Source organism: Zavarzinia compransoris, from assembly GCF_003173055.1.
Classification (GTDB): Bacteria; Pseudomonadota; Alphaproteobacteria; order Zavarziniales; family Zavarziniaceae; genus Zavarzinia; species Zavarzinia compransoris.
Window position 1 is genome coordinate 640,336 of the sequence record NZ_QGLF01000001.1, and the last position, 11,864, is coordinate 652,199.

Annotated in this window: 13 protein-coding genes; 8 read left to right on the forward strand and 5 right to left on the reverse strand. The window is 67.9% G+C overall.

The window, feature by feature from the left end; translation table 11 throughout:
* Positions 1-165: 165 nt before the first annotated feature.
* The gene (gene recO, locus DKG75_RS03185; protein WP_109919618.1) at positions 166-897 is read left to right on the forward strand and encodes a DNA repair protein RecO; all 732 of its coding nucleotides are present in this window, start codon (positions 166-168) and stop codon (positions 895-897) included.
* 10 nt (positions 898-907) lie between these two features.
* Positions 908-3,133, forward strand: a complete 2,226-nt coding sequence (parC, locus tag DKG75_RS03190; RefSeq protein WP_109919619.1) for a DNA topoisomerase IV subunit A — start codon at positions 908-910, stop codon at positions 3,131-3,133.
* On the opposite strand, the gene DKG75_RS03195 is transcribed toward parC, so the two are convergent.
* Genes DKG75_RS03195 through DKG75_RS03205 form a run of 3 tightly spaced genes read right to left on the reverse strand, consistent with a single transcriptional unit; the run spans position 3,130 to position 4,534 of the window.
* Positions 3,130-3,312, reverse strand: a complete 183-nt coding sequence (locus tag DKG75_RS03195) for a hypothetical protein (protein WP_133636740.1) — start codon at positions 3,310-3,312, stop codon at positions 3,130-3,132. The genes parC and DKG75_RS03195 overlap by 4 nt on opposite strands.
* Positions 3,313-3,351: 39 nt before the next feature.
* On the reverse strand, positions 3,352-4,041 hold the full coding sequence (locus DKG75_RS03200; protein WP_109919621.1) for an SDR family NAD(P)-dependent oxidoreductase: 690 nt from the start codon (positions 4,039-4,041) through the stop codon (positions 3,352-3,354).
* Between the two features lie 55 nt (positions 4,042-4,096).
* Complete coding sequence (locus DKG75_RS03205; RefSeq protein ID WP_166646319.1) at positions 4,097-4,534, reverse strand: MarR family winged helix-turn-helix transcriptional regulator; 438 nt, start codon at positions 4,532-4,534, stop codon at positions 4,097-4,099.
* 124 nt (positions 4,535-4,658) lie between these two features.
* Here DKG75_RS03205 and DKG75_RS03210 point away from each other — a divergent pair, with 124 nt between their 5' ends.
* From DKG75_RS03210 to cobA, 5 genes are all read left to right on the forward strand, one after another.
* Positions 4,659-5,564 (forward strand): DMT family transporter, encoded by a 906-nt coding sequence (locus DKG75_RS03210; protein ID WP_109919622.1) that lies wholly within the window; start codon positions 4,659-4,661, stop codon positions 5,562-5,564.
* Between the two features lie 80 nt (positions 5,565-5,644).
* Positions 5,645-6,496 carry a phosphonate ABC transporter ATP-binding protein gene (gene phnC, locus DKG75_RS03215; RefSeq protein WP_109919623.1) on the forward strand — a complete coding sequence of 284 codons (852 nt, stop codon included), beginning with the start codon at positions 5,645-5,647 and terminating at the stop codon, positions 6,494-6,496.
* A gap of 32 nt (positions 6,497-6,528) precedes the next feature.
* Positions 6,529-7,530, forward strand: coding sequence for a phosphonate ABC transporter substrate-binding protein (phnD, locus tag DKG75_RS03220; protein WP_109919624.1), 1,002 nt, complete (start codon positions 6,529-6,531; stop codon positions 7,528-7,530).
* A 121-nt stretch (positions 7,531-7,651) separates the two neighbouring features.
* Entirely contained in the window at positions 7,652-8,485 is an 834-nt protein-coding gene (gene phnE, locus DKG75_RS03225; RefSeq protein ID WP_109919625.1) for a phosphonate ABC transporter, permease protein PhnE, read from the forward strand.
* Between the two features lie 98 nt (positions 8,486-8,583).
* The gene (gene cobA / locus DKG75_RS03230; RefSeq protein ID WP_109919626.1) at positions 8,584-9,411 is read left to right on the forward strand and encodes a uroporphyrinogen-III C-methyltransferase; all 828 of its coding nucleotides are present in this window, start codon (positions 8,584-8,586) and stop codon (positions 9,409-9,411) included.
* 15 nt (positions 9,412-9,426) lie between these two features.
* Here cobA and DKG75_RS03235 read toward each other — a convergent pair whose 3' ends face one another.
* Both DKG75_RS03235 and DKG75_RS03240 read right to left on the reverse strand, forming a co-directional pair.
* Positions 9,427-10,080, reverse strand: a complete 654-nt coding sequence (locus DKG75_RS03235) for a DsbA family oxidoreductase (RefSeq protein ID WP_109919627.1) — start codon at positions 10,078-10,080, stop codon at positions 9,427-9,429.
* On the reverse strand, positions 10,077-10,967 hold the full coding sequence (locus DKG75_RS03240) for an alpha/beta hydrolase (RefSeq protein WP_109919628.1): 891 nt from the start codon (positions 10,965-10,967) through the stop codon (positions 10,077-10,079). Before DKG75_RS03240 ends, DKG75_RS03235 begins: the two co-directional genes overlap by 4 nt.
* A 96-nt stretch (positions 10,968-11,063) precedes the next feature.
* Between DKG75_RS03240 and DKG75_RS03245 the strand changes: the two genes are divergently transcribed.
* Positions 11,064-11,831, forward strand: a complete 768-nt coding sequence (locus tag DKG75_RS03245; RefSeq protein ID WP_109919629.1) for an SDR family NAD(P)-dependent oxidoreductase — start codon at positions 11,064-11,066, stop codon at positions 11,829-11,831.
* Positions 11,832-11,864: the final 33 nt, after the last annotated feature.

The window sequence follows — 11,864 nt, forward strand, 5'->3', positions numbered from 1 at the left end:
CCTGAGCGCCCCTGAATCTGGAGCGCCCCTGAATCTGGGAAACGCGTCGATTTCCGCATCGCAGCGCTTCCTCTCGTTGGCACGGTGATACCACGCTGATCCCCATGGAAAAAGCCCGGTTGAAACAATATTGTCGCCTTCCCGCGCAACCGACGGCAGGTATCGATGGATTGGCGTGACCGCGGCATCGTCCTCGCCGTGCGGCCGTTGGGGGAACGGGATGCCGTATTGTCCCTGTTCACGCGCGACCACGGCCGCCATCCCGGCCTGGTCCGGGGCGGGGCGGGGCGGCGCCTGACCCCCCTGCTGCAACCGGGCAACGAGCTTCATGCGGTCTGGCGGGCGCGGCTATCCGATCACCTGGGCACCTATGGTCTCGAGCCGGGGGCGGCGCATGGCGCCCAGGCCCTCGATTCCGCGCGGAAACTGGCGGCGCTCAGCGCCGTCTGCGCCGTGCTCGAAACCGCGCTGCCGGAACGCGAGGTCCACGCCCGCCTGTTCGACGGGCTGGAGGTCTTCCTTCAGGTGCTGGCGGCGGACGGGCCCTATGCCGCCCTGCTGGTCCGCCTGGAACTGGAAGTGCTGGCCGATCTCGGCTTCGGGCTGGACCTCGGGGCCTGTGCGGTGACCGGGGCGACCGCCGGCCTGACCCATGTCTCGCCCCGGACCGGGCGGGCGGTCTCGGCCGCGGCGGCGGCACCCTATGGCGACCGGTTGCTGCGCCTGCCCGCGTTTCTCGCCGGGGGCGGGGCGGCGGACCCGGGCGAGATCGCGGACGGCCTGGCCCTGACCGGCCATTTCCTGGAACGTCATGTCCTGGCCCCCCAGGGGCGGGGGCTGCCGGCGGCGCGGATCCGCCTTGCCAGCCTCTTGGGTTCGGGGCCCGCCATCTGCTAGGGTCTGGGCCATGACGGACATGACCTTCGATTCCGGCGAGATTCGCGACGTCTCGCTGGCCAATGCGCTGGGCGAGCGCTATCTCGCCTATGCCCTGTCGACCATCATGGCGCGCTCCCTGCCGGATGTGCGGGACGGCCTGAAGCCGGTGCACCGCCGCCTGCTCTTCGCCATGCGGCAGCTGAAGCTGGACCCGAAGTCCGGCTACAAGAAATGCGCCCGCGTGGTCGGCGACGTCATGGGCAAGTTCCATCCCCATGGCGACCAGTCGATCTATGACGCCTTGGTGCGCCTCGCCCAGGATTTCGCCGTCCGCTATCCGCTGATCGACGGCCAGGGCAATTTCGGCAATGTCGACGGCGATAACCCGGCGGCCATGCGCTATACCGAGGCGCGGCTGACCCGGATCGCCGAACTGATGCTGGCCGATATCGACGAGGACACAGTCGATTTCCGCGCCACCTATGACGGCGAGGACAAGGAGCCGGTGGTCCTGCCCGCCGCCTTCCCGAACCTGCTGGCGAATGGCGCGCAAGGGATCGCGGTCGGCATGGCGACGTCGATCCCGCCGCATAATATCGGCGAATTATGCGCCGCCATCTCCCACCTGATCGCCCGGCCCGACGCACCCGTTGACGAGATCGTCGCCCTGGTCCCCGGCCCGGATTTCCCGACCGGCGGCATCCTGGTCGAACCCGCCGCCTCGATCCGCGAAGCCTATGCCACCGGCAGGGGCTCGTTCCGCCTGCGCTCGCGCTGGCACAAGGAAGAGGGCAGCCGTGGCATCTGGAATGTCGTCGTCACCGAGATTCCCTATCAGGTGCCGAAATCGCGCCTGATCGAGAAGATCGCCGAACTGATCGAGCAGAAGAAACTGCCCGTCCTCGAAGACGTGCGCGACGAATCGACCGATGAGGTGCGCATCGTCCTGGTCCCGCGCAGCCGCAACGTCGAACCCGAACTGCTGATGGAGGGGTTGTTCAAGCTCTCGGACCTCGAGGTCCGGGTGTCCTTGAACCTGAACGTGCTCGACGGCGGGCAGAAGCCCCGGGTGCTGAGCCTGAAGGAAGCCCTGCAAGCCTTCATCGACCACCGGATCGAGGTGGTGGTGCGCCGCGCCAACCACCGGCTGCGCGAGATCGCGCACCGGCTGGAAATCCTCGGCGGCTATCTGATCGCCTATCTGAACCTCGACGAGGTGATCCGCATCATCCGCGAGGAGGATCACCCGAAGCCCGCCCTGATGGCCCGCTTCGAACTGACCGATGTCCAGGCCGAGGCGATCCTCAACATGCGCCTGCGCTCCCTGCGGAAGCTCGAGGAATTCGAGATCCGCAAGGAACACGACGGTCTTCTCAAGGAACGCGCCGACCTGGAAAAGCTGGTGGCCGAACCCGCCCGCCAGCGGAAGGCCGTCGCCAAGGGCATTGCCGAGATCGCCCGGGAATTCGGCCCGGACAGCCCGCTCGGCAAGCGCCGCAGCAGCTTCGCCGAGGCGCCCCAGGCGGTCGACCTGCCCTCGACCGCCTTCATCGAGCGCGAGCCGATCACCGTCGTCTGTTCCGCCAAGGGCTGGATCCGGGCGCTGAAGGGCCATGTCGAAAGCGACGCCGACATCCGCTTCAAGGAAGGCGACCACGGCCGCTTCATGATCAAGGCAGAGACCACGGACAAGCTCCTGGTCTTCGCCACCAATGGTCGTTTCTTTACGCTGGGCTGCGACAAGCTGCCCGGCGGGCGCGGCCATGGCGAGCCGATCCGCCTGATGGTCGATCTCGGCAACGACCAGGACATCGTCGCCATGTTCGTGCACAGGCCGGGGGCAAAGCTGCTGCTGGCCGCCAGCGACGGCCGCGGCTTCATCGCCCTCGAAGACGACGTGATCGCCCAGACCCGGACCGGCAAGCAGGTGCTGAACCCGGCCGAAGGGGCGGAGGCCGTGGTCTGCCGCCGCACCGGCGGCGACAGTGTCGCGGTCATCGGCGAGAACCGCAAAATGCTGGTCTTCCCCCTGTCGGAAGTGCCGGAAATGGCCCGCGGCCGCGGCGTCACCTTGCAGAAGTACAAGGACGGCGGCCTCGGCGACGTCACCACCTTCACGCTGGCCCAGGGCCTGTCCTGGCCCTATGGCAGCGGCGTGAAGACCGAGACCAACCTCGCCGACTGGCAGGGCAGCCGGGGCGGGGCAGGGCGGCTGGCCCCGCGCGGCTTCCCCAAGGCGAATAAATTCGCCTAACCGCTGGTCAGCCGGCGTGAGAGGGCATGCAGGGCGCGGCCGAGATCGGCCCGCCGGGCGAGCGGATCATGGGGCGCCAGCCGCCCCGTGAATTCGACGTAGCTGCCCGAGGGATAGGCCGCGGGCGCCAGCACCAGCCGGTCGACCAGCGCCGCCGCCGATCCCGCGGCGCTGCTCACCCCCGGAACGACAGGGCGCAGCAAGGGCAGCAGGCGGCGTCAGGCCAGGCGCTCGATGGCCGAGCGCTCCCGCGCCAGGTCCGTCCCCGGCATCAGGCCCGGGTCGAAGGCATAGAAGCGCGCCTGTTCCGGCGGCACCCGCGCCGCCATGTCCAGGGCGTGGAGAATGGCGCAGAGCTTGCCGGTCGCATAGCGGTCCATGCCCGCCTGCCTGTTCCCCGCCGGGCGGCTGAGCCTCCCTGCCGCGACCGCCTCCGCAGTGTCGAAATCGGCGCCGCGGAAACCGAACAGCCGGGCCAGCCGGTCCGCCGGATTATGGGTGCCGCTGCCGATAGTGACGACCACGCCCCCGGGGTCGAGCGCGGGCAGCAGGCGCTCGACCAGGGCGAAATGGCCGAGGTGGTTGACGGCGAAACTCTCGTCCACCCCGTCCGCGGTCTGGCGCTGGGGGCCGATCAATTGCAGGCCGGCATTGCAGATCAGCCCGGCGATCCCGCCCCCGTCCGCCAGCACCTGCCCGGCGAAGGCCCGGACCGAGGCCAGCGTGCCGAGGTCGAGGGGCAGCACCTCCAACCGCCCCGCCGGGACCAGGGCGCGCAGGGCCGCCGCCCGCTCGGGCCGGCGGGCGCCGGCGATCAGCCGGGCCTCGGTCCGTGCCGCCAGCCGGGCGGCGACATGAAGGCCGAGGCCGGCGGTCGCGCCGGTCAGGACATAGGTCGGTCGGGTCACGGTCGCTCCCTCCTCACGGCAATGGCGAGGGGTATATTATACGAAGATCGTATAATTATCCTATCGTATTGACGATTTTCTCGATCGCCGCGATCAGGGCTGCCCGTTCCTGGCTTTCGAGGCTCGACAGCATCAGCCGGCAATGGTCGTTCTGGGTCTCGACGATGGCCTCGACCCTGGCCTTTCCGGCGGCCGAAAGATCGAGCCGGACGATGCGCCGGTTGCTTTCGACGCGCTGGCGGGTGGCCAGGCCCTGGCGCACCAGCCGGTCGACGAGGGCGGACGTGGTGGTGGCGACGACGCCCAGATGCTGCCCGACCGCGGTGGCGGTACAGCCCGGCCGGGCGGCGATGAATTGCAGCGCCTGCACGTCGATCGGATTGAGACGGTGCTCGGGGGTGCCGGCTGCCGCCTCGGCGATCTTGAAGCGGCGGATCAGGCCGTCGATGCCGAGGCGAAGGGCATCGATCTGGGGCGCGGTCGGGTCGGTCATGCACGGACAGTACGAAACCTGGACGATCTGCGAAAGACCGCCGCGCATGGCCGCATTGCGCGGCAGCCGTTTGTGAAACAGAGGCCGCTTCGGCAGGCTGGCGAGCCATCGAAAGTGTCCCGGAATGACCACCGCCACCACCGCCGACAGCCAAGTCCAGGCCCGCGACGCTGTCGCCGGCATCCTGTGGATGGTGCTGGCCGTCTTCATCTTCATCGGCATGGACGCGCTCGCCAAATGGCAGGCGGAGCGCTATCACGTCGCCCAGCTCGTCTTTTTCCGCTCGACCTTCGGCCTGTTCGTCGTGCTGCCCTTCCTGCTGCACGGCACGGGCTTGCGGGCGAAATTGAAATCCAGGCGGCTGGGGCTGCATTTCGTCCGGGCGGCGGTCGGCACGATCTCGCTTTTCGCCTTCTTCCTTGCCTATCAGAAGCTGGCGCTGGCCGATGTCATCGCGCTGTCCTTCATCAGCCCCTTGCTGATGACGGCGCTGTCGGTGCCGCTGCTGGGCGAGACGGTGGGCTGGCGGCGCTGGACGGCGATCGGGGTCGGCTTTCTCGGCGTCCTCGTCATGGTCCAGCCGGGCGGTGGCCTGTTCAGCGCCTATGCCCTGCTGCCGCTGGCCGGCGCCTTCACCTATGCCCTGGTCGGGGTGACCATCCGGGTGCTGTCCCGGACCGAGGAGCCGGCGACCATCGTGTTCTTCTTCGGCCTGTTTTCCAGCGTCACCGCCTGCCTGTTCCTGCCCTTCGTCTGGGTGACGCCGGCGGACCTGACCGACTGGGCGGGCCAGATCGGCATCGGCTTGATCGGCGGGCTGGCGCAATTGGCGATGACGACGGCATTCCGCCGGGCGCCTGTTTCCGTGGTCTCGCCCTTCGAATATACCGGGATCGTCTGGGGGGTTGCGATCGGCTTCGCCTTCTGGGGCGAATTGCCGTCGCTTGCGGTCTGGGCCGGCTGCGGGCTGGTCGTCGGCTCCGGCCTTTATATCCTGCACCGCGAGGCCAGCCTTGCCCGCCGGGGCTGACATCAAACCTTAACTCAAGCGCAACGGACAGGTCACCGGCGGCTGCTATCGAACCCCCAAGAGCACTTGCGGGGTTGGGTATGGCGTCGGCGATCGAGGTGCGCAGTCTTTCGAAGACCTTCGGCGGCGGGCGCAAGGCGCTCGACGGCATCGATCTCGTCATCGAGCCGGGCGAAATGGTGGCGCTGATCGGCGCCTCCGGTTCCGGCAAATCCACCCTGATGCGCCATATCGCGGGTCTCGTCGCCGGCGACCGGCATGCGACGGCGTCCGGCACCATCACCGTCAACGGCCGCATGGTGCAGGACCGGGGCCGCCTGGGGCGCGACATCCGCGACATCCGGTCCGAGATCGGCTTCATCTTCCAGCAGTTCGGCCTCGTCAACCGCATGTCGGTGCTGACCAACACGCTGTGCGGGGCGCTGGGCCGGCTGCCGCAATGGCGCACCCTGTTCAAATTGTTTCCCGCCGCCGATCGCCAGCTCGCCCTCGAGGCGCTGGCCCGGGTCGGCGTCAGCGACTGGTCCTACGAGCGGGCGGGCACCCTGTCCGGCGGCCAGCAGCAGCGCGTGGCGATCGCCCGCGCCCTGGTCCAGAAGGCGCCGATCGTGATGGCGGACGAACCCATCGCCTCGCTCGATCCGGCCTCGTCCCGGAACGTCATGGAAATCCTGCAGCGGATCAACATGGAAGACCGGATCACGGTGGTCGTCACCCTGCACCAGGTCGACTACGCCGTCCGCTATTGCCCGCGCACGGTGGCGCTGCGCCGGGGCCAGATCGTCTATGACGGTCCCTCGGCCCGGCTGACCCCCGAACTCCTCGGCGAACTCTATGCCGGCGATCAGGAAGCGGCGGCCGCCCTCTGGGGCACGTCGCTTCAGGAGAATGCCGACAGCCTCGAGATGAAACTCGCGGCCGGCCTGTCGTAACCCCTTCACCCCCAACTGTAAGGAACAGGGTCATGTTCAAGAAGACCATTGCGGCGCTGGCCATGGTCGGTGCCGCCTTCGGCCTGACGGCCAAGGCGGAAGCCGCCGAAGTCCTGAATTTCGGCATCATCTCGACCGAGTCCTCGTCGAACCTGAAGACCATCTGGGAGCCGTTCCTGGCCGACATGACCAAGCAGACCGGCTTCGAGGTGAAGGCGTTCTTCGCCCCCGACTATGCCGGCATCATCGAAGGCATGCGCTTCAAGCAGGTCGACGTCGCCTGGTACGGCAACAAGTCGGCGATGGAAGCGGTTGACCGCGCCAACGGCGAAGTCTTCGCCCAGACCGTCGCCGCCGACGGCTCGGCCGGCTACTACAGCCACCTGATCGCCCAGAAGGACAGCCCGATCAACAGCCTGGAAGACCTGCTGAAGCATGGCGGCAAGGATCTGGTGTTCGGCAACGGCGATCCGAACTCGACCTCGGGCAACCTCGTCCCCAGCTACTACGTCTTCGCGCTGAACAACATCGACCCGAAGACCTTCTTCAAGACCGTGCTGAACGCCAACCACGAGGCGAATGCCCTCGCGGTCGCCAACAAGCAGCTCGATATCGCCACCAACAACAGCGAAAACCTGTCGCGCCTGAAGGTCACCAAGCCGGAAGCGCTGGAAAAGCTGAAGGTCATCTGGACCTCGCCGCTGATCCCCTCCGACCCGATCGTCTGGCGCAAGGACGTCTCGGACGAGAGCAAGGCCAAGCTGAAGGCCTTCTTCCTCGGCTACGGCACCGAGCGCGCCGGCTTCACCGCCGAACAGGTCGCCGAAGAAAAGAAGGTCCTGGCCGGCCTGCAGTGGTCGCCGTTCCGCGCCTCGACCAATGACCAGCTGAACCCGATCCGTCAGCTGGAACTCTTCAAGGCGAAGAAGAAGCTCGAAGCGGACGAAGCCCTGCCGGCCGACGAGAAGGCGAAGAAGATCGCCGAAATCGACGCCAAGCTGGCCGAACTGGCCGAGAAGTCGAAGACCAACTGAGTACCCTGGAAGGGGGCCGGCGTGCCGGCCCCCTTGTCCAGACCTTCGTCCAGCCCTTTGCCGGGCGGCGTCGCCGAACCGCTGCGCCGCCCCGCCAAGGTCTAGTCTCCGAGGTCCACGCATGAGCCTGTCGTCCAGCGCTTCCGGATCGCCCGATGCGGTCGCCCGCGCCCAGATCGAGGCGCGGAAGCGCTTGTTCTCCATCGGCGGCTGGCTTGCCCTGGTCGGCCTTCTGGCGCTTTCCTACGGCGGCGCCGGGATCGACTTCGGCAAGCTCTGGACCAATCGGGCCAATATCGCCGAACTCGCGGGCGATTTCTGGCCGGACCATTTCCTTCAGTTCATCCAGCGCGCCGAATGGGGCTTCTACGTCCTCGAAATGTGGGAAACGGTGCAGATCGCGATCTGGGGCACCTTCCTCGCGGTCATTTTCGCCGTGCCCTTCGGCCTGATGTGCGCCGAGAATGTCGCGCCCTGGTGGATCGTGCAGCCGACCCGGCGCATGATGGACTCGCTGCGCGCCATCAACGAGATCGTCTTCGCCCTGCTCTTCGTCGTCGCGGTCGGCCTCGGGCCTTTCGCGGGGGCGCTGGCACTCTTCGTCCATACCACCGGCATCCTGGCCAAGCTGTTCTCCGAGGCGGTCGAGGCCATCGACCACCGCCCGGTCGAGGGCATCCGCGCCACCGGCGCCTCCGGCCTCGATGAGATCGTCTATGGCATCATCCCGCAGGTCATGCCGCTCTGGGTGTCCTTCGCACTCTATCGCTTCGAATCCAATGTCCGCTCGGCGGCGGTGCTCGGCATCGTCGGCGCCGGCGGCATCGGCATGGTCCTGCACGAGGAACTGCGGGCGTTCAATTATCCGACCGCGGCGGTGATCATGATCATCATCATCGTGGCGGTCTCGCTGCTCGACGTCCTGTCGGCGCGCCTGCGCCGGCTGGCGGTGTGACGGTATTTTAGCAGAAATAACTTGTATTGAATTTTCAGTACGTGACGGACAATGTTGAACCTCACCCCTCGGCAGCGGCCGATGGCGGAGGTTCAACATTGCCCGAATTCGATTTTCTGCCTGTGTTCGCGCCCGGCTGGGTCTGGCTTGCCGGGGCGGGGCCCGGGGACCCGGCGCTTTTGACCCTGGGCGTGCACAGCGCCTTGCAGCAGGCCGATATCGTCGTGCATGACGCCTTGGTCGGCGGCGATATCCTGCGGTTCGCCAAGCCCGGCGCCTTGCTCGAATATGTGGGAAAAAGGGGCGGGCGGCCGTCCTGCCGCCAGGCCGATATCACCGAACGCCTGATCCAGCTGGCCCGGGCCGGCAAGCGGGTGCTGCGCCTCAAGGGCGGCGATCCCTTCATGTTCGGCCGCGGCGGGGAAGAGGCGCTGGAATTGTCCCGCGCCGGGATTCCGTTCCGCGTGCTGCCGGGGGTTACTGCCGGGATCGGCGGGCTGGCCTATGGCGGCCTGCCGGCGACCCACCGCGAGGTGAATTCCGCCGTCACCTTCCTGACCGGCCATGACGCCGGCGGCGATGTCCCCGACGGTCTCGACTGGCAGGCCATCGCCCGGGGCGCGCCGGTCCTCGTCATCTATATGGGCGTCCGCCATTTCGCCGGCATCGCCGCCCGCCTGATCGAGGCCGGCCGGCCCGCCGGCCAGCCGGTCGCCATCGTCACCAATGCGACCCTGCCCAGCCAGAAGGTCTTCGAGACCACGATCGCCGGGGCGGCGGAGGTGATCGGCCGCGAGGGGATCAAGGCCCCGGCCATGATCGTCGTCGGCGACATCGTGCGCCTGCGCGCCGATCTCGACTGGATGGGCCGCTTCGTGGTGCCGGCCGGCGAGACCACGGCCGTCGCCAGCCGCCATATCGGCTGATCGGGGCCCTGCCGGTCAGGGGGCGGCGAGGTCGGCCCCCGCCGCCACCCGGTCCAGTACCTCCACCCATTGTTCGGCGGGCTGGGCCCCGACCAGGGCCCATTTGCCGTTGATGATGAAGGTGGGCACGCCGGTGATGCCGATCTGGCGCGCCAATGTGTCTTCGCGCCGGATCAGTTCGACATCCTGCTCGCCCGCCAGCAGGTCGGCGACGAGATCGCCGTCCATGCCCGCCCCGCGCGCCGCCGCGACCAGGACGGCGGGATCGCCGATATCCTGGCCCTGTTCGAAATAGCGGCTGAACAGATCCTCGACCACCTGGGGCTGGACCCCGGCACTGCGCGCCCAGCGCACCAGCCGGTGGGCATCCAGGGTCGAGGGCATGCGCGCGATCGCCTTGAAATCGAAGGGAATGGCTTCCTCGACACCGATCGCGGCCAGCGGCTCGTGCAGGCGGGGCAGGCGGTCGGCGCCGAATTTCGCCGCGAGATAGGTATCGCGGTCCATGCCTTCCGCCGGCATCTCCGGGTTCAGCATATAGGCGCGCCAGACCCGCTCGACGGTAAGGTCGGGCCGGGCGGCCAGCGCCCGGTCCAGGCGGCGCTTGCCGATCCAGCACCAGGGGCAGACCGCGTCCGAAACGATTTCGATGGCGATCGTATCCGTCATGTCCGCAACCTTTCACCGAGCCATCGGCCGGCGACCGTGATGGCATCGCGCCCCTCCGACAGCAGGGGGGCGAAGAAATGCCAGACGTGGATCATCTCGGGCCAGATGTCGAGCCGCGTCTCGACCCCGGCCAGGCCCAGGTTGCCGGCCAGATGCACCGCATCGTCCAGCAGGCATTCGGCCGAGCCGACCTGGATCAGGATCGGCGGCAGGCCCCTGAGGTCGCCGCGCAGGGGCGAGGCCAGGGGATCGCCCGCATCCCGCGGGCCCAGATAGCCGGCGGTGAAAGCGTCCAGCCGTCGCTTCGAGATCATCGGGTCTTCCGCCGCCTTGAGCGCCATCGAGGGCAGGTCGTTCGCCAGGTCCACCCAGGGCGAGATACAGAAGCCGGCGCCCGGCAGGGGCAGGTTCTCGGTCTTCGCCGCCAGCATCGTCGCCATGGTCAGGCCGCCGCCGGCCGAATCGCCGGCGAAGGCGATCCGCCGGGGCGCGATCCCCCGGCCGATCAGGTGGCGGTAGCCGGCCAGCGCATCCTCGACCGCGGCGGGGAAGGGCGCTTCGGGCGCAAGGCGGTAGTCGATGGCGAGCACGGCCACCCCCGCCGCCTGGGCAAGGCTTCGCGCCAGCCGGCGATGGGTGTTCAGCGAGCCGAGGCAATAGCCCCCGCCATGGAAATAGAGGATGGCTGCCGTCGCGTCCGCGCCCCGGGGCACGGAAAACTCCGCCTTCATGGCGCCGATCTCGAAGGCTTCGACCATGGTGCCGTCGTCCGGATCGACCGGCGGCGCGAGTTGCTCGTAAAGGACGCGGATTTCGGCGAAGGACTGGCCCTCGCGGTCGGTGGCGGCCAGGGCGGCGCGGATGGCGGCCAATTCCTGAAGACTCATGACGCGACACACTCCCCATGCGGTTTTTGTTCTTGGGGCGCCATGGTCGCCTTTGCTATGCCGGGCGACAAGCGACAAACGTTATAGGGGAGAGCCATGACCGATTCCACCGCGCAGCCGCTGGCCGGGCGCCATGTCTTCATCACCGGGGCGACCTCGGGCTTCGGCCGGCGCTTCGCCGAGGTGCTGGGCGGGCAGGGGGCCAAGGTCTCGGTCTCGGGCCGCCGGGTCGAGCGGCTGGAAGCCCTGGTCGAAGACCTCACCGCCCGCGGCATCGAGGCGGCGGCAATCCCCCTCGACGTGACCGACCTCGACGCCATCGCCCCCGCCCTCGACAAGGCGGAGGCGGCGCTCGGTCCCCTTTACGGCCTCGTCAACAATTCCGGGGTCGGCGGCGGCACCGGCATCGAGAAGGAAACGGTCGAGAATTACGACTGGATCATGAACACCAATGTGAAGGCGGTCTATTTCATGGCCCAGGCGGCGGCGCGCCGCTTCCTCGAGCGGAAGTCGGGCGGGCGCATCGTCAATATCGCCTCGATCGCCGGGCTGCGGGTGCTGCCGAAACTCTCGATCTACTGCATCTCGAAGGCGGCGGTGGTGCAGATGACTCGGACCATGGCGATCGAATGGGCGCGCCACGGCATCAATGTGAATGCCATCTGCCCCGGCTATGTCGAGACCGAGATCAACCGCGATTTCTTTCATACCGAGGCCGGGCAGAAATTCGTCGCGCGCTTTCCGCGCGGCCGGATCGGCAAGGTCGAGGACCTGGACGGCATCATCAGCCTGATGCTGGACCCGCGCTCGGATTTCATGACCGGCGCCATCGTCAATGTCGACGACGCCCAACTGCTGATGTAGGCGGGCCCGCCGCCCCGCACGGGCGGCGGGCAC